Raw genomic sequence first — 18,138 nt, forward strand, 5'->3', positions numbered from 1 at the left:
ATGGACCAATCAAATGTTGAAACAGGTGAACTGTATACCTTACAGCTTCCATCAAAACAAGAAAGCATAACCCTGCTTGAAAATTTGATAGAAGAAATTGCCGACAAGCATAAAGTTAGCGAGGATACCTTTGCTAATATGATGACATGCCTTAGCGAAGCTGCTAATAATGCCATTATACACGGTAACAAGCTCGACGAAAATAAAAAGGTAATTGTAAATGCCGATGTTGAAGGCAGGCGCATTATCTGGACCATTACCGACGAAGGTGATGGCTTTGACTATAATAACCTTGCAGACCCAACAGCGCCTGAAAACCTGGAGAACCTGACAGGCAGGGGTGTGTTTATTTTGAAACACCTTGCTGACCAATGCATATTTAATACAAAAGGTAACGAAGTTGAACTTCACTTTAAAATATAATGCCTGCTATACAGTTTTTTGAAGAAGACATCGCCTATAAATTAAAAAACAAAATAGCTGTGCGGCAGTGGATAACAGATACCATACAAGCCGAGGGTTATAAATTAAAAGAGCTCACTTATATTTTTTGTACCGACGAGTATTTATTGCAGATAAACCAGCAATACCTGGATCATGATACTTACACCGACATTATCACCTTTGATAATTCGGAAAAAGAAAAGGTGATTGTGGGTGATATTTTTATCTCTATTGAGCGCATCCGCGAAAATGCAGGCAAATTCAGCCTTACCGAAACTGACGAACTGCACCGTGTAATTATTCATGGCGCACTGCACCTTGTTGGTTATACCGATAAAACACCTGCCGACAAGAAAAAAATGACATTAAAAGAAGATTTCTATTTGAATAAGAGAAGCTTTAATAATTAATTTTACCTTGTACAAAACGCCTTTTATCCAGAAACCAACTTATTAATTAACATGAAAATATTAGTTTTATGCTTAGCGTTAATGTTTGTTACCGCTCCAAAATCAGTTTATGAGTTTAAATTGAAATCAATTGAAGGCAAGCCCTTTAACCTGGCCCAGTATAAAGGCAAAAAAGTACTGATTGTTAACACTGCTTCAAAATGTGGTTTTACGCCTCAGTATGCCGATCTGCAAAAATTAGCTGATCAGTATAAGGATAAGGTTGTTGTTGTTGGGTTCCCGGCAAACAACTTTGGCCAGCAGGATCCGGGTACAAACTCTGAAATTAAAGAGTTTTGCAAAGCCCGTTTTGGTGTAACATTTCCGCTTAGCGAAAAAGTTAGCGTAAAAGGCGATGATATTGACCCCTTGTTTAAATACTTAACATCGGCTCCAAATCCTGATTTTACAGGTGAGATCAAATGGAACTTTGAAAAATTCCTGATCGACGAAAATGGTAACTTAATTCACCGTTTCCGTTCACAAACCACACCTTTATCTCCGGAGATTACTAAATACCTATAATAAGGAAACATAAAAAAGCGGCCTCTGAAATATCAGAGGCCGCTTTTTTATGTCCGTTTTTTTAACCGGTTTACTGTTTACCCGCTGCTGCATCTGCCGCGGCTTTTGCTTTTTTGATAGAATCCTGCTGCGCCTTTTTCTTCTTGTTTTTGAAAAAGCCTTTTAATAAAAAGTTGTGCTGGGCGGCTGTCAAATCCTCATTAAGTGTGCTGGTGGTTTTATGTACATTTTGCATGGTGGTACGCGCCTGTTTAACCGTGGCATCTAAATCGTTGGCTATCTTATCGTTGTTTAGCAGGCGGCCAATGCTTCCCTTACCACTGTTTATCTTAGCCACAATTGATGACAGGCCCGATGTTAATGATTCGGCATTATCGGCCACCCTGGTTAGCTTAGCTATAATTTTATCAACATCAACAGGGTTAACGGCTGTTAGCTGGCTCCCGCCACCAACCGCTTGCGTACTTGTAATACCTCCCGGAGCTATCACCACTAATTTATCGCCCATTAAACCATCGCTGCCAATACTTATTTTTGAGTCTGTTTTAATAAACTTTTTAACGTTGTTATTCAGGGTAAGGTCAACCCTTACAGAGCTGTCCGTTTCAATATTAATGGCTTCCACCACACCTACGTTTATACCGGCAAAGCGTACATTATTACCCACCTGCAGTCCATTCACATTTTTAAATGTGCCGTAAATATTAAAGGTTGAACTGAATAAGTTCTTTTGGTTCCCGATAAAAAAAATGACCAGCACCAATACCAGCAAGCCGATAAAGGTAAAAATGCCGATTTTTATTTTTTGTCCTGAAGTTGTTTTCATGATATATCCTTAAAGTATGATAGTACAATTTTGTCTTTTGATTTGTGGAGCTCATCAAATGTGCCCTCTGCAACATATTCGCCATCGTTCATAATCACTACCCTATCGGCGGTTATGCGGGCACATTCCATATCGTGCGTAATAATTATGGATGATGTTTTCTGTTTCTTTTGAATGGTTAGGATCAAATCGCTGATCTCCCGGGAAGTGATGGGATCAAGCCCTGTAGTTGGTTCATCATAAAGGATCACTTCCGGTTCAACTATAATGGTTCGTGCCAGGCCAGCGCGCTTACGCATCCCGCCCGAAAGGTCTGATGGCAGCTTATCTATCGCGTCGAGCAATCCAACGCTTTCTAAGGCATCTTCTACCCGCTTATCTATCTCTGCCTGGTCTTTCATTTTTAAGACCCTAGTAAGCGGAAACTCGAGGTTCTCACGTACGGTCATAGAGTCGTACAACGCCCCGCTCTGAAACAAAAATCCAATCCTGATCCTTAGTTCTTTCAGCCCTTTTTCTGATAGTTCAGATACTTCCTCGCCAAATACCTTAACAGAGCCCTCATCAGGTTTTAACATGCCTACGATACATTGTATAGTAACCGATTTTCCGGTACCTGAACGGCCCAAAATAACTACGTTTTCGCCCCGTTTTACTTCAAGGTTTATGTTTTTCAACACGTGCTTTGTACCAAAGGATTTTTTAAGCCCTTTAATAGCTATTACAATCTCTTCCTTATCCGGTGCTTTCGACTTTTTTTCGGCTTTTATTTTTGCTGCTTCCATCACCATCCTATTTATAAAATAATAAACTGGTGATCTGCACCGCAATGGCATCTATCACAAAGATCCATAAAGAGGCTGTTACCACTGCCGAATTAGCTGCAACACCAACACTTTCGGTACCCTTATCAGAGTGAAAGCCTTTGTAGCAGCCCACAAAGCCGATGGCAAAGCCAAAAAATATCGTTTTAATAAAGGCTGGTAAAAAATCAGAGAAATCAAGCGAGCCAATTACCTTGGTAAAGTAAAGCTGAAAACTTATGCTATCGCGGATATTTAAGGCCAAAAAGCCGCCGAAAAGCCCTATCGCATCGCCCAAAACAGATAAAAGTGGCACCATAATCGTAGTAGCCATTATCCGCGTTACCACTAAGTATTGCAGCGGGTTGGCACCTGATACTTCCATCGCAGCTAACTGCTCGGTAACTTTCATGCTGCCTAATTCGGCACCAATACTGGAGGCTATTTTACCCGCGCAGATGATGGCGATAATTACGGGTCCAATCTCGCGGACAAATGATACCGACAGCGTTTTAGGCAGCATACTGGCTGCGCCAAAGGCCACCAGGGTTGGCCTTAGCTGCAATATTAGCACTACACCCATAATAAATGAGGTTATGCCCACCAGCATCATTGACCGGTAACCGATCTCGTAACACTGTTTTACAAACTCAGACCATTCAAAGCCACCAACAAAAATGTTTTTGAAAAATTTGAAGAAAAAGCCCACCTGGTCGCCAATGCCTTCAAACCATTTTTTCCAGGCGGGTATCGTAACCTCTTCTGCCATAGGTATTATATTTTGCGTATTAAAGCAATGGTTTATAAAATTGTTTTAACCCGATCAATATTTGACAACTAAAGCAGATCCTGAGCTACTTACAACATGGGTATATCCATTAAAAGCAAGCGGGATTGTGATTGAAATTCAATTATAATTGAGTTGGTATTATAAACACCCAGTGCATCCCTTTTGTTTAAGGTGGTATTATTTATTTTAACACTGCCATCTAACAAGAATGCATAAACGCCGTTTCCGGGTGTTTTGATCTCATAATTTATGGTTTGCCCGGCCTCAAACTCACCCATCGAGAAGGTAGCATCCTGATTGATCCACAGCGTATCCTCACTTTTTTCGGGTGATATTAAAGTAGTAAGCTCATTAAGCTTCATTTGCTCCTTGAAGCTCTTTTGATCGTAGCGGGGTTTAATGTTTTCCTCTTTTGGAAACAGCCAGATCTGCAATGTTTTTGAAGGCTCTGTTTTGGAGTGATTATATTCGGAATGTTCCACACCTGTTCCGGCCGACATTACCTGTACCTCGCCGGCTGTTATTACGCCTATGTTACCCATGCTGTCTTTGTGTTCCAGCGCGCCTTCTAAAGGGATAGTAATTATCTCCATATTATCGTGCGGATGGCGGCCAAAGCCCATGCCAGGAGCAATTATATCATCGTTCAATACCCTTAATACTCCAAAGTGCACCTTATCAGGGTTGTAATATGGTCCAAAACTGAATGAAAAATTTGCTTTTAGCCATCCTATATCATTGCTTCCCCGCTCATTGGCAGGATAAAATATCTGGTTCATGTGTATTTCACTTAATTATATGTTTAAACACTCAATATTTATACCACAATTTAATTATGTGTATTTTTGCAAAAAATTTGATACTCAATGGCAAATAAAGCGATCATAGCGGGCGCAAGCGGACTAATTGGCAGTAGCCTGTTGGATTTGCTGTTGAATAACCCCGGCTATGATGCCGTTTTGGTATTGGTGCGCAAAGAATTACCGATAAAAAACAGCAAGCTAACACAATTGATTGTAGACTTTGATAAAATTGAAGATTACAACAAATCAATTACCGGCGATGTTATTTTTTGTTGTTTAGGATCGACCAAAAAAAAGACCCCCGATTTATCGGAGTACCGAAAAATAGACCATGACTATCCACTGAAGCTGGCACAAATAGCGTTGAATAATGGGATAAAGCAGTATCATTTGGTATCATCAATTGGCGCAGATCCTGCCTCGTCAAACTTTTATACAAAGATGAAGGGCGAAACAGAAAACGATATAATAAAAGTTGGCTTAACCAGCTTACATATATATAGGCCCTCGGCATTAATGGGCGACAGGAAAGAGAGCCGTCCGCTGGAGAGCATCTCTGTTGCCGTAATGAAAATAATCAATCCGCTGCTTTTTGGCAGTTTTAAAAAATACAGGAGCATAGCGGCATCAACCGTTGCAAGCACCATGTACAAACAATCATTAAAAAAAGAAGATGGCGTAATTATTTACCCGTCCGACCAAATACAACAATTATCGTGAGCAATTACATTTCAGCCGAAAACCTCGGCCATTCTTTTCATGACAACTGGTTATTCAGAAACGTATCAGTTGGTATTAACCGTGGCCGCAGGGTAGCGTTGGTAGGCGTCAACGGTGCCGGGAAAACTACCTTATTGAAACTATTATCAGGCAGCCTTAAACCAACCGAAGGCAAGGTGGCACAAATGCGCGATTTGAATATGGGATATCTTGAACAGGATCCAGGCTTTAAAGGCGCGGTTACTATCAGTGATTATATTTTTCATGCTGATGATGTGCAACAGCAAATGATCAGAAAATATGAAGAGCTTTTAGAGAATGACCCAGACAACGCCAAAGCCATTGAAAACATAATGGAAGAAATGAGCAATGTGGATGCATGGGAGTACGAATATAAAATAAAAACCATTTTAGGCCGCCTTGATATTCATCACCTGAATCAAAAGATCAATACCTTGTCGGGCGGACAAAAGAAACGCCTTGCATTGGCAAAGCTGCTGATTGAGGACCCGGATATTTATATTTTAGATGAGCCTACCAATCACCTGGATATTGACACCATTGAGTGGCTGGAGAAATTATTGACCGACGGATCAAAAACGATCCTGATGGTTACCCACGACAGGTACTTTCTGGATAATGTATGTAATGAAATTTTAGAGATAGACAAAGGCAAAATAATCCCTTATGTAGGTAACTATGGTTACTACTTAGAAAAGAAAGCCGAAAGAGAAGCATCTGACGAGGCCTCATTCCAAAAAAACAGCAATCTTTTACGTAAGGAATTGGAATGGATGCGCAGGCAGCCCCAGGCACGTGGAACCAAATCAAAAGCACGCATTGATGCTTTTTATGATCTGGAAGAAAAAACCAAGAATGGTGGCGCCAAGCAAAAAGTTGAGCTGAGCGTTAAAACTGCACGACAGGGTAATAAGATTATGGAGATGAACCATCTCTTTAAATCATTTAACGACCATACCTATATAAACGATTTTAGCTACATATTTAAAAAAGGCGACCGTATTGGCCTTGCCGGAAAGAATGGTAGCGGAAAATCAACCCTGCTAAACCTGATCACCGGTAAATTAGATCCGGATAAAGGCGTTATAGATAAGGGTGAAACTACCGTTATGGGCTACTTCCACCAATCAGGCATTGTGTTTAAGGATGATGAGCGTGTAATTGACATTGTAAAAAATGTTGCAGAGTTTATCACAATGGCCGATGGCAAGCTGATCTCAGCATCTGCATTGTTAACCTTGTTCCTCTTCCCCCCTGCCAAGCAATATGGTTTTATATCAAAACTTAGCGGTGGTGAAAAGAAAAGATTGCAACTGATGAGCATCCTGATGAAGAACCCTAACTTTTTGATCCTGGATGAGCCTACCAACGATTTGGATATTGATACACTAAATGTATTGGAAGAGTTTTTAACCAATTATTCAGGCGTGTTAATGATGGTATCGCACGATAGGTATTTATTGGATAAGCTAACCGACCAGCTTTTTATTATGGAAGAAGGTGGCCATGTGAGGATATATAATGGCAACTACTCTTCATACCGGATAGAATTAGAAGAAAGCAAACAGCAAAGCAAACGCGCGCCAATTGTTGAAGCGCCAAAACCAGTTGAAGTAAAAAAGAACAAGCTTAGTTTTAAAGAGCAAAAAGAGTTAGAAACCCTTGAAGCAGAAATTGCCAAAATCGAGGCACAGCTAAAAGCCAAAAACGACGAACTTAATGTTGTAGGGATTGCAGCTTCAAAGCTGAATGATATTTTACAACAGATAACTGCATTGAACAGCCAGTTAGACGGCAAGAGCATGCGCTGGATTGAACTGACCGAACTAAAAGAAGCATAGATGAAAACATCAGATATACTGGCATCAATAGGCGTTATTATATTACTGATAGCCTTTTTGTTAAATTTATATAAGAAACTGCCATCATCCAGCAAGGCCTATGCAGCCATGAATTTTATAGGCGCTGGCATCTGTTGCTATTCTTCATACTTAATCAGCTTCTACCCTTTTGTGGTATTAGAAAGTGTTTGGGCAATTGTAGCGTTACTATCATTATTTAACGTTCCACGTGGAACATCAGTTGGTAATGAATAATTTTGCATAAGAACAAACCATAAAGGTCAAGGCAACCATAAAGACCGGCAATATTATTGCTTCTCTTTTGTTAATAAAGACATAACGTTCCACGTGGAACGTTATTAAGAATATAAATAAAACAACAATGTTCCACGTGGAACATGCCTTTTATAACATAATATGCGCCCTTTGGCGCATTATAGGAATAAAACAATGTTTAAGAAGTACGATGTAATAGTTGTAGGTGCAGGACATGCCGGCTGTGAGGCTGCTGCTGCTGCTGCAAACCTGGGTTCGTCTGTGTTATTAGTAACCATGAATATGGGCGTGATAGCACAAATGAGCTGCAACCCCGCTATGGGCGGTGTTGCCAAGGGACAAATAGTGCGTGAGATAGATGCAATGGGTGGCTATTCAGGTATAATAACGGATAAAACATCTATCCAGTTCCGGATGCTTAACCTATCTAAAGGCCCAGCTATGTGGAGCCCGCGTGCACAAAGCGACAGGATGCGCTTTGCCGAGGAATGGCGCCTGGCACTTGAACGCACCCCTAATGTAGATTTTTGGCAGGATACGGTTAACTCCTTATTGGTAAAAGGTAACACTATTTCGGGAGTTCGTACCTCCTTAGGTATAGAGATTGAAGCGGATGCCGTGATATTAACCAACGGTACGTTTTTGAATGGGCTAATCCACATCGGAGAAAAAAGATTTGGTGGTGGCCGTACTGCCGAGAAAGCAGCTACCGGCTTAACCGAGCAACTGGTAGAGCTGGGCTTTGAATCGGGCAGGATGAAAACAGGAACCCCACCACGTGTTGATGGCCGCAGTTTGAATTATAAACTGATGGAGGAACAATGGGGCGATAAGGAACGCGGTCGTTTTTCATACACCGATGTAGAGATGATTAAAGAACAGCGCTGCTGCTGGATCACCTACACTAACACCAAAGTACACGAAACTTTAAAAGAGGGCTTTGAAAAATCGCCGATGTTTACCGGCAGGATCAAAGGTCTTGGCCCACGCTACTGCCCATCAATCGAAGATAAAATAAATCGCTTTGCTGAACGCGACAGGCACCAGATTTTTGTGGAACCCGAAGGTTTGCACACAGTAGAGATCTATGTAAATGGGTTCTCAACATCATTACCTGAGGATATTCAATACAAGGCCCTGATACAAATACCGGGTTTTGAAAATGCAAAGATGTTCCGCCCGGGTTATGCCATAGAGTATGATTACTTCCCGCCTACCCAGTTAGGCTTAACCTTAGAAACCAAAATGATCAGCAACCTCTATTTTGCAGGACAGATAAACGGAACCACCGGTTATGAAGAAGCAGCATCACAAGGATTTATTGCCGGCATTAACGCGCATCAAAAATTAAATGATAAACATGAGCTGATTATGAAAAGATCAGAATCATATATCGGTGTGTTAATTGATGACCTTGTAACAAAAGGAACCGAAGAGCCCTATCGCATGTTTACCTCAAGGGCCGAGCATCGTTTACTTTTACGCCAGGATAATGCCGACATCCGGCTTACCCCTATTGCACACGAATTAGGTTTGGTAAATGACGAGCGCTTAGAAAAAGTAAAGGCTAAAGTTAAAAACTCAGATGAGATAGTTGCGTTTACCCGGACACGGTCAATAGACCCATCATCGGTTAATCGCCTATTAGAAGAATTAGGTACAAGCACGCTCAATCAAAACACAAAATTATTTAACTTGCTTAGCCGCCCGCAGGTTTCAATTAACGACCTTAGAAAAGCTGATGACACGCTGGATAATTTATTGACAGCTTACGACAGGGAAACTATTGAGCAGGCCGAAATAAAAATAAAATATGAAAGCTATTTTGAAAAGGAATTAGAGATTGTAGACAAAATGAAAAAAATGGAGGACAAAGAAATTAATCCAGAATTTAATTATCATCAGTTGGTTTCACTGTCAAAAGAAGCACGCGAAAAATTAATGAAAATAAAACCACGTACTTTAGGACAGGCATCCCGCATTTCGGGCGTAACACCGTCTGATATATCGGTTTTAATGGTTCATATCAGCAGATAGCTTTGTAACTATCTGATAATAAATAATATACATCGATTTTGTTTCAGATCAATTATTTTTAGTTTTTAATATTACAGCTCATTAAAATATAAAGATCGCTTATAGCGTTTAAAAACAATGTTAAATAAAAAGGGCCTCTTTTTCGCTTACCTACTAACTGCTTTTTGCATCATTTTACTCAATTTTGGTTGTGCAAACCGTCAATTACCCCAGGGTGGGCCGCGGGATCATGATCCACCCAAATTATTGAAGGCCTCACCGCCAAACATGACGAGGAATTTTAAAGAGAAAGTTATCACCCTTGATTTCGACGAATTTTTTAAACTGAACAATCCCTACTCCGAAATTAGCATGAGCCCTACTCCTGCAAAATTACCGGAGTATAAAGTGAAGAAAAAAAGTATTGAGATAACGCTTAAAGATACGCTGGAAAAAAACACCACCTATGTTATAAACTTTGGCAAGAGCATTGCCGATGTTAACGAAGGGAACGTGCTTAAAAATTTTACGTATGTTTTTTCTACCGGTATCCATATCGACTCTTTGAGTATTTCGGGTACAGTGATTAATAATGAAACCCAGCTAAAAGAAAAAGATGTAACTGTTATGCTTTTTACCCTGAAACAGGATTCGTTACTGTTTGGTAAAAAGAAGCCTACCATTTTTGCAACAACTGATAGTGCCGGCGCATTCACTTTAAATAATCTTCACCCAGATACTTATCGGATATATGCTCTTAAGGAGGCCAGCCCGAACAAGATCTATGATAAAGACGACGAGCTGATCGCATTTATTAAAAACGATATTCATTTAACTAAAGATACATCGGATATACAGCTAAAACTTTTTAAACAAACGCCGGTTAAATTTCGCTTTATTGACAGAAGGTTTGATCCGGATGGAAAGTTGTTTTTTACTTTCAACAAAAAATTAGATAATCCATCACTGCGTGTTATTTATCCTAAAGGTTATGATAGTCAAAAAATAGTCGACATTAGTAAAACAAAAGATACGGCCACACTTTATATGCGCAATATGGATTTCGACTCCATAAGGGTTGCTCTTTTTGATAATAATAAACCGCTTGATTCTTTATCGTTTAGAAAAGGGCGTAAAGAAACCTTTCAGCGTACCTTATCTTTTGGTTACAATGTATCAAACGATAATAAATTAAAGCCAGGTGTTCCTTTAAATATAAAAGCCAATTACCCTATTAATTCCTTTGATCCGGCACTTATTACACTGAAAGAAGATTCTGCAGATGTAAGTAATTTTACGGTTGAAAAAGATACGGCCAATACCAAATTATTTACCCTTAACTATAGGTGGAAACAGATAGATAACTATGTATTAACTATAAATGAAGGCGCTTTTACTGATATTTATGGTGATAAAAATAAAAGAACGGTTAGGAAGTTCCAGGTAGATAAACCCGAAAATTATAGTTTGCTTACCCTGGCTGTAACTGTTCCGGATACCTCAAAATCATATATAATTCAGTTACTGAATGAACAAAAAGTTCTTTTACGCAGCGACCTGATAAGAAAGAATACCCAGTTAGTTTATAAAAACTACTATACGGGCAAGTATAACGTAAAGGTTATTTATGATTCCAATAATAATGGAAAATGGGATAGCGGAAGTATTAAACTTAGAACCCAGCCCGAAAATATATGGGTAAATGAAATACCCATAACATTGAGGCCTAACTGGGAGCAGGTAACGCCTATAATTATACCTAAGGAACCGGTTAGTCCTTAAACCAGCCGGCGTACATAATATAGTTATTAGGGAGTTTTTTAAGCAGTTCCTTTTGATCGTCTGTTAAAGGTTTGATCTTTTTTGCGGGTGTACCAGCATATAAAAAGCCCGATTCACAGATTGTTTTTTCCAAAACGACAGAGCCTGCTGCTATAATAACAAATTCTTCAATAATAGCATGATCCATTACAATGGCACCCATGCCTATCAGCACATTATCTTTTAATATACAGCCGTGTACAAGCGCATTGTGCCCTATTGACACGTTGTTACCAATAGTGGTAGGCGCATACATATAAGTAGCGTGTATAACGGCTCCGTCCTGTATATTGGTGTTGTTCCCTATCTTAATATAATGCACATCTCCACGGATCACTGCATTGAACCAAACCGAACAATTATCGCCCAAAACAACATCACCAACTAAGGTAGCATTAGGGGCTATAAAACATTCCTTACCCCATGATGGACTTATATTTTTTACTGGCAGTATAACTGGCATATTTTTAATTATTAGTTAGTAATGTTAGTTTTGTTGATAACAAACGTAATTATAACATTTTCAATTATGATAAAGTTATCGTTAACAATTGCTTTTTTATCAGTTCTTTCAATTTGCTACGGGCAAAAAACTTATCATTTAAATAAAGATACAGCCAACTATAAACATTATGCATTTATGGTAACAACTGATGATGGTGTTACTGTACCAATTTATAATTATGCCATTGATTTTGGCACTGTTGAATCAACTAAAAAAGAATATGATAAGTTAGCTAACGATACAGTTATTATATACAAATTAAAGCCAGGCATCCGCTTACTCAACTTTGATCAGCTATTAAAAAAATTTAACATAGCTACAAAATATGCTGATGCCCCGGTATATGTTGATAGTGCTATCACTTATAAACCACAAACATCTTATTATCAGTTAAGTGCAGTTCGATCTATTAAAATTCAAAAAGAAGAAGGTACACATTTAAAGTACATCAGTATTATTACCATTCATCATGTAAACAACCCCAAAATTGCTGATGTGTTTATAAACGGAACCTATAAAAAGCAAAATACAGGTAATTGAATACTCAATTAATAATTTATACTTACTTTCGGGTACAAAATAAGCGGAAATAGCTCAGCTGGTAGAGCATCAGTTTCCCAAACTGAAGGCCGCGGGTTCGAATCCCGTTTTCCGCTCATTTCAAATTAAAATACAGTATCCTTTATTTCAGTATCGTGATAAGGATAATCAGTAGTTGAATGTAAACCCCTGCTCTCTTTACGTAACATAGCTGATTTTACAACCAGGAAGGATACCTGTATCAAATTACGCAGCTCGCAAAGTTTTACCGATAGTTTGGTTTTTTTGTAGAATGCTTCAGTTTCTTCATACAATAAACCCAACCTGCGCATGGCACGCTCCAGCCTGAAATCTGAACGGACTATACCCACATAATCATTCATTATCTTTTGCATTTCGCGCACATTGTGCGTTACCAAAATATCTTCATTTAGTAATTGCACTCCTTTTTCATCCCAGTCAGGAATATTATCAGGGATAACTATATCAGCAAACTGGCCAATGGCATCTTCGTAAATACGGTGCGCAAATACCAAAGCTTCTAACAATGAATTTGAAGCTAACCTGTTAGCACCATGCAAACCTGTTGATGAACATTCACCACAGGCATAAAGTCTTAATAAAGATGACCTACCCACATGATCGACCATTACTCCACCACACATATAATGGCAAGCAGGCGCAACAGGAATCATATCCTTTGTCATATCAATACCAATATCCAAACACTTGGCATATATATTAGGGAAGTGTGCCAGTATATCTTTTTTACTGCGGTGCCTTATATCTAAGTAAACATAATCCTCACCCGATTTTTTAATCTCGGCATCAATTGCACGGGCAGTAATATCACGGGGAGCTAATGATTTACGTTCATCGTACTCCTGCATAAATTCCTCACCGTTGGTACGTTTTAAAATACCACCGAAACCACGTACAGCCTCGGATATTAAAAAGGATGGGTAATCGCCGGGGTTATATAAAGCAGTAGGATGAAATTGTATAAATTCCATATTCCTTACTTTTCCTTTAGCACGATAAACCATAGCAACACCATCACCTGTGGCTATGGTAGGGTTTGTTGTTATTGAATAGATGTGCCCGGCACCACCTGATGCCATAACGGTAACCTTTGAAAGTATTTTTTCAACGTTTTTGGTTTCGTTATTAAATGCATAGATACCATAACATGTAATATCCGTAGTTGCCTTACCTACCAATACGCCTAAATGATGCTGTGTGATCAGGTCAACAGCGAAGTAATGGGTAAGTATTTCAATATTTGGATTAGCATGGATCTGCTCCAATAATGATCTTTCAATTTCAAAACCGGTTATATCTTTATAGTGCAGTACACGAAATTCAGAGTGACCACCTTCTTTTGCTAAATCATAGAAACCTTCATTCGTTTTATCGAAATTTGTACCATAATCTATTATCTCTCTGATCCTTTCGGGTCCTTCCTTAACAACAGCTTCAACTACTGCTGCATCACAGAGGCCATCACCCGATATTAAGGTATCCTCTATATGTTTTTCAAATGAATCTTCCTTCTTATCAACCACTACCGCAACACCACCCTGGGCATACTTAGTGTTTGACTCATCTTCGTTTGATTTTGTAACTATCAGAACCTTACCATGTTTTGCAGCCTTTAATGCAAAACTCAATCCTGCTATGCCTGATCCTATTACCAGGAAATCCACAGTTCTGGTCATATTATATCTATTGTTTTTTTTAAATAGCACCTGTGTTAATAACCGGTGCATAAGTTGTTAATTTAATGTAAGCAAAAACTCATAAAAACTTTATTCGTTGATAACCCCACATTTTACTGCAAATCCTATTAAATTTTAAGCGACTTTTGAGCTCTTAAAGCGTCAAAGCTAACATTTTGAAAAGTAATAAAGTATCAACATATAAGTTTTTACATTTAAATTTGTTTGTCAGATGAATCTAAAAATCAATTAAATAGGTAATCCAAAAACCACATTAATTGTTAATAAATTATTAAAAAAAATATTTTACCGTAGTTTACAAACTACTTTTAAACATAACTAACACACCAATAACAATAGTTTTATTTATATATAAAAAGTAATTGTTATTAATTGAATTGTTGAAATGGATACCTTCGAAGAATTAAATGTGAAGGGTTTTGTAGAGGAAGAAATTGATCCTACACTTGACCTGTTTGAAGAAATTGAAAAATTAAAAAAAGAGAAAAATGCTGTCATTCTTGCTCACTATTACCAGGAACCTGATATCCAGGATATCGCCGATTACATTGGCGACAGTTTGGGATTATCGCAACAAGCCGCAAAAACTGATGCCGACGTTATTGTATTTGCCGGCGTCCATTTCATGGCCGAAACAGCAAAGATCTTATCACCAGCAAAAAAGGTTTTATTACCCGATTTAAAAGCCGGATGCTCATTAGCCGACAGCTGCCCGCCGCATTTGTTCAAAAAATTTAAGGAACAATATCCTGACCATTTGGTGATAACTTATGTGAATTGTACAGCCGAGCTAAAGGCTATGAGTGATATAGTCTGTACATCGAGTAATGCGGTACAAATTGTGGAAAGCCTGCCAAAAGATCAGAAAATAATATTTGGCCCTGATAAAAATTTAGGGGCTTATGTAGCTAAAAAAACAGGTCGCGATCTGGTGTTATGGAATGGTGCATGTATGGTGCACGAGATATTTTCGAGAGAGAAAATAACCAGGCTAAAATCACGCCATCCGGGTGCTAAATTATTGGCGCACCCTGAATGTGAAGAAGTTATATTACAGATGGCCGATTATATAGGATCGACCACGGGGATTTTAAAATATGCATCAAATCATCCTGATAAGGAGTTTATCGTAGCTACCGAAGCAGGAATTTTACACCAGATGCAAAAAGAAAATCCTGATAAAATATTTTTTCCGGCTCCGCCGAATAATAATTGCGCTTGTAATGATTGTCCGCATATGAAGCGTAATACACTGGAGAAATTATACTTGTGTTTAAAAAACGGGTCGCCGGAAATTACTGTACCGCAACATATTATTGAAAGGGCAGTAAAACCAATTGAAAGAATGCTGGAAATATCAGCCAGATTAGGATTATAGAATTTATGTTTGAGAACGAAGAAAGAACCAATATTGAGCAATTAGGAGAGTTTGGATTAATTGAACATCTTACTAAGAACATAAAAATTGGGCAAAAAAGTACGATAAAAGGAATTGGTGATGATGCCGCGGTGCTTGATCCGCAGGGTAAAAAGGTATTGGTATCAACCGATATGCTTTTAGAGGGAATCCATTTTGATTTGGCTTATACGCCGCTAAAACATTTGGGTTATAAAGCTATACAGGTAAACCTGAGTGATATTTATGCAATGAATGGTATGGCTACGCAGGTTACCGTTTCGATAGGCATCTCAAGTAAATTTCCGTTAGAGGCTGTTGAGGAATTGTATGAAGGTATTTACCTGGCTTGCGAAAAATATAATATTGATTTGATTGGTGGGGATACAACATCATCAAAGCAGGGGTTGGTTATCAGTGTTACTTCAATAGGTTATGCTGATGAACAGGATATTGTTTACCGTAATGGTGCTGAAGAGGGTGATTTGATATGTGTATCAGGCGATTTAGGTGGTGCATATACCGGCTTGCAATTGCTTGAACGTGAAAAACTGATCTACCTTGAAAACCCAAATATTCAGCCTGATTTAGAAGGAAAGGATTATATAATTGAGCGCCAGTTAAAACCTGAGGCCCGCCGGGATATTATCGATCTGCTGAAAGAAATTGAAGTTAAACCTACTGCTATGATCGATGTATCAGATGGTTTAGCATCTGAAATATTGCATATCTGTAAGCAAAGTAACAAAGGTTGTAGTTTATACGAAGAAAAAATTCCTTTAGACCCAATGACCTTTGATACAGCCCGTGAATTTAACCTTGACCCTACAATTTGTGCCCTGAGTGGTGGTGAAGACTATGAGCTGTTGTTTACCGTTAAACAAGCCGATTACGACAAAATTAAGTTCAAAATGGATATTACCATTATCGGCTACATAACCGAGCCTTCAGCAGGCTGTAATTTAATTACCAAAAGTGGTAACTCGCATCCGCTAACTGCGCAAGGCTGGAATGCATTTAAAAAATCGGAGTAAAGAATAGTATACTCTATTCGCGTCCTTGCGAGGAACGAAGCAATCACCTACTATACAAATCGGTTAATAAAGGTTGATCTGTATATTAATTGATTGCTTCTTCGCAACTCATCGTAATGACGTATTGGTTATTGCAAGCATCCTTGCTAAAGGTCTGAAAGCTAATTTAACTCGCCTTTAATAACATCAGCAGAGGATACTTCATCATCAGCAATATATTTGGCATCTAATTGCTTATTGGCTTTGGCGCCTAATTTTTTGATCTTATCGGCAGTAATGGTTAAGTTACCGTTACCCTCTGTTAATTTATTAAGGGCATTATCGTAAGCTGTTTGGCTTAGCTTAATATTTTTGCCGATACCTTCCATATCGCCAATAAAGCCCACAAATTTATCGTACATGGCGCCGCTTAAACGGGCAATTTCAAGTACGTTGCGGTTTTGGCGTTCTTGTTTCCATATACTGGCAATGGTACGTAAGGTGGCCAATAAGGTTGATGGGCTAACAATTACTACACGCTTATCCCAGGCATCGCTAAAAAGCTCGGCATCAATCTGAACGGCAAAACTAAATGATGATTCTATCGGCACAAAAAGCAAAACAAAATCAGGGGAGTTGATCTGGTAAAGATCATGGTAATTTTTGGATGATAAATTAAGCACATGCCCACGGATAGATTCAACATGTGCCTTTGAAAATAATTTACGCTCATCTTCAGTTTCGGCATTTACCAAACGCTCATAAGCTACCAAAGATACTTTTGAGTCGATAATCAGGTGCTTTTCATCCGGGAGGTCAATTATAGCGTCGGGTTGTAAGCGATTGCCGTCAGGGCCGTTTAAACTGGCCTGCAGCCGGTACTCACGGTCTTTAACCAGGCCCGAACGTTCAAGCACTCTTTCTAAAATAACTTCGCCCCAGTTACCTTGTTTTTTATTGTCGCCCTTTAATGCTTTGGTTAAGTTGGATGCTTCGGTGCTGATCAGTTTATTAAGATCCATCAGCTGGGTAATAACCCCTTTAAGGGTATTCCGTTCGGCAGCTTCCATGTTATAAACCTTGTCTACCTTATCCTCAAATGCTTTGATATTTTCTTTAAGGGGATTTAACAAAACATCCAGATTGGTCCGATTAGTTTCAATAAATTTTTGGGATTTTTCATCCAATAATTTATTGGCTACATTTTGAAATTCGAGCTGAAATTTTTGTTGAATATCCTGGATAGATCTTTCCTGTTCGGCTAATCTTTCGCGCTGGGCCTTAAATTGCTCTTCGGCTTTGGCCATGCGGTTCTTTTCGGTAAGCAATTCCTGGTTAAGGCCAATCATCTGATGATCGTACCTTACGCGTTCTTCCTGTAATTGTTTGTCGGCTTTGTCGCGTTCTAAGCTTAAGCGGGATACGCCTTCCTCGGCTTTGGCTAATGAGATATGAAGTTTAGTATTTTCATTTTTTAAACGCAGTAATTCATCTGCCGAAATGGTATCGGTATTTACCGGTTTCTTTAAAAAAAGCAATACGGCAACTAAAAGGATTACGATAGAAGCAACTAAAATATAAACACTCATTTTGATAAAAATATTAGCAAA

Annotated in this window: 18 protein-coding genes and 1 tRNA gene; 12 read left to right on the forward strand and 7 right to left on the reverse strand. The window is 38.8% G+C overall.

The genetic code is table 11. The features are described 5' to 3' along the window. From ACQY4U_RS02480 to ACQY4U_RS02490, 3 genes are read left to right on the forward strand one after another with little or no spacing between them, the layout of a single operon-like run. Positions 1-423 (forward strand): ATP-binding protein, encoded by a 423-nt coding sequence (locus ACQY4U_RS02480; RefSeq protein WP_428327792.1) that lies wholly within the window; start codon positions 1-3, stop codon positions 421-423. Then, on the forward strand, positions 423-854 hold the full coding sequence (ybeY, locus tag ACQY4U_RS02485) for an rRNA maturation RNase YbeY (protein WP_428327793.1): 432 nt from the start codon (positions 423-425) through the stop codon (positions 852-854). Before ACQY4U_RS02480 ends, ybeY begins: the two co-directional genes overlap by 1 nt. Positions 855-905: 51 nt before the next feature. After that, positions 906-1,418 carry a glutathione peroxidase gene (locus tag ACQY4U_RS02490; RefSeq protein WP_428327794.1) on the forward strand — a complete coding sequence of 171 codons (513 nt, stop codon included), beginning with the start codon at positions 906-908 and terminating at the stop codon, positions 1,416-1,418. A gap of 70 nt (positions 1,419-1,488) precedes the next feature. Here ACQY4U_RS02490 and ACQY4U_RS02495 read toward each other — a convergent pair whose 3' ends face one another. The 4 genes from ACQY4U_RS02495 to ACQY4U_RS02510 all read right to left on the reverse strand — a co-directional run bounded on the left by ACQY4U_RS02495 (position 1,489) and on the right by ACQY4U_RS02510 (position 4,616). Then, the gene (locus ACQY4U_RS02495) at positions 1,489-2,244 is read right to left on the reverse strand and encodes an MlaD family protein (protein WP_428327795.1); all 756 of its coding nucleotides are present in this window, start codon (positions 2,242-2,244) and stop codon (positions 1,489-1,491) included. Then, a complete protein-coding gene (locus ACQY4U_RS02500; protein WP_428327796.1) occupies positions 2,241-3,029 on the reverse strand; it encodes an ABC transporter ATP-binding protein in 789 nt (262 codons plus the stop codon). The genes ACQY4U_RS02495 and ACQY4U_RS02500 overlap by 4 nt, the downstream gene beginning before the upstream one ends. Positions 3,030-3,036: 7 nt before the next feature. Further along, positions 3,037-3,816: an MlaE family ABC transporter permease gene (locus tag ACQY4U_RS02505; protein WP_428327797.1), complete on the reverse strand. Its 780-nt coding sequence runs from the start codon at positions 3,814-3,816 to the stop codon at positions 3,037-3,039. A gap of 89 nt (positions 3,817-3,905) precedes the next feature. Continuing rightward, positions 3,906-4,616: a pirin family protein gene (locus ACQY4U_RS02510; RefSeq protein WP_428327798.1), complete on the reverse strand. Its 711-nt coding sequence runs from the start codon at positions 4,614-4,616 to the stop codon at positions 3,906-3,908. An 87-nt stretch (positions 4,617-4,703) separates the two neighbouring features. Here ACQY4U_RS02510 and ACQY4U_RS02515 point away from each other — a divergent pair, with 87 nt between their 5' ends. From ACQY4U_RS02515 to ACQY4U_RS02535, 5 genes are all read left to right on the forward strand, one after another. Beyond that, positions 4,704-5,360, forward strand: coding sequence for an NAD(P)H-binding protein (locus ACQY4U_RS02515; RefSeq protein WP_428327799.1), 657 nt, complete (start codon positions 4,704-4,706; stop codon positions 5,358-5,360). Further along, on the forward strand, positions 5,357-7,222 hold the full coding sequence (locus ACQY4U_RS02520; RefSeq protein ID WP_428327800.1) for an ABC-F family ATP-binding cassette domain-containing protein: 1,866 nt from the start codon (positions 5,357-5,359) through the stop codon (positions 7,220-7,222). The genes ACQY4U_RS02515 and ACQY4U_RS02520 overlap by 4 nt, the downstream gene beginning before the upstream one ends. Next, positions 7,223-7,477 (forward strand): CBU_0592 family membrane protein, encoded by a 255-nt coding sequence (locus tag ACQY4U_RS02525; RefSeq protein ID WP_428327801.1) that lies wholly within the window; start codon positions 7,223-7,225, stop codon positions 7,475-7,477. A 195-nt stretch (positions 7,478-7,672) separates the two neighbouring features. Then, a complete protein-coding gene (gene mnmG / locus ACQY4U_RS02530; protein ID WP_428327802.1) occupies positions 7,673-9,535 on the forward strand; it encodes a tRNA uridine-5-carboxymethylaminomethyl(34) synthesis enzyme MnmG in 1,863 nt (620 codons plus the stop codon). Positions 9,536-9,652: 117 nt separating this feature from the next. Beyond that, positions 9,653-11,296, forward strand: a complete 1,644-nt coding sequence (locus tag ACQY4U_RS02535; RefSeq protein WP_428327803.1) for an Ig-like domain-containing protein — start codon at positions 9,653-9,655, stop codon at positions 11,294-11,296. On the opposite strand, the gene ACQY4U_RS02540 is transcribed toward ACQY4U_RS02535, so the two are convergent. Then, on the reverse strand, positions 11,286-11,798 hold the full coding sequence (locus ACQY4U_RS02540) for a gamma carbonic anhydrase family protein (protein WP_428327804.1): 513 nt from the start codon (positions 11,796-11,798) through the stop codon (positions 11,286-11,288). The two genes, ACQY4U_RS02535 and ACQY4U_RS02540, sit on opposite strands and share 11 nt — an antisense overlap. Before the next feature lie 66 nt (positions 11,799-11,864). Here ACQY4U_RS02540 and ACQY4U_RS02545 point away from each other — a divergent pair, with 66 nt between their 5' ends. Next, positions 11,865-12,380: a hypothetical protein gene (locus ACQY4U_RS02545; RefSeq protein WP_428327805.1), complete on the forward strand. Its 516-nt coding sequence runs from the start codon at positions 11,865-11,867 to the stop codon at positions 12,378-12,380. 43 nt (positions 12,381-12,423) lie between these two features. After that, positions 12,424-12,496, forward strand: a tRNA-Gly gene (locus tag ACQY4U_RS02550). Between the two features lie 9 nt (positions 12,497-12,505). On the opposite strand, the gene nadB is transcribed toward ACQY4U_RS02550, so the two are convergent. Further along, entirely contained in the window at positions 12,506-14,098 is a 1,593-nt protein-coding gene (nadB, locus tag ACQY4U_RS02555; protein ID WP_428327806.1) for an L-aspartate oxidase, read from the reverse strand. A gap of 406 nt (positions 14,099-14,504) precedes the next feature. Here nadB and nadA point away from each other — a divergent pair, with 406 nt between their 5' ends. Both nadA and thiL read left to right on the forward strand, forming a co-directional pair. Beyond that, positions 14,505-15,497, forward strand: coding sequence for a quinolinate synthase NadA (gene nadA, locus ACQY4U_RS02560; protein WP_428327807.1), 993 nt, complete (start codon positions 14,505-14,507; stop codon positions 15,495-15,497). A gap of 5 nt (positions 15,498-15,502) precedes the next feature. Further along, complete coding sequence (gene thiL, locus ACQY4U_RS02565) at positions 15,503-16,549, forward strand: thiamine-phosphate kinase (protein WP_428327808.1); 1,047 nt, start codon at positions 15,503-15,505, stop codon at positions 16,547-16,549. Positions 16,550-16,710: 161 nt separating this feature from the next. Here the strand turns inward: thiL and rmuC are convergent, their stop codons facing one another. After that, positions 16,711-18,117, reverse strand: coding sequence for a DNA recombination protein RmuC (gene rmuC / locus ACQY4U_RS02570; protein WP_428327809.1), 1,407 nt, complete (start codon positions 18,115-18,117; stop codon positions 16,711-16,713). Between the last annotated feature and the right edge of the window lie 21 nt (positions 18,118-18,138).

The sequence above is a fragment of the Mucilaginibacter sp. genome (genome assembly GCF_965277465.1).
Classification (GTDB): domain Bacteria; phylum Bacteroidota; class Bacteroidia; order Sphingobacteriales; family Sphingobacteriaceae; genus Mucilaginibacter.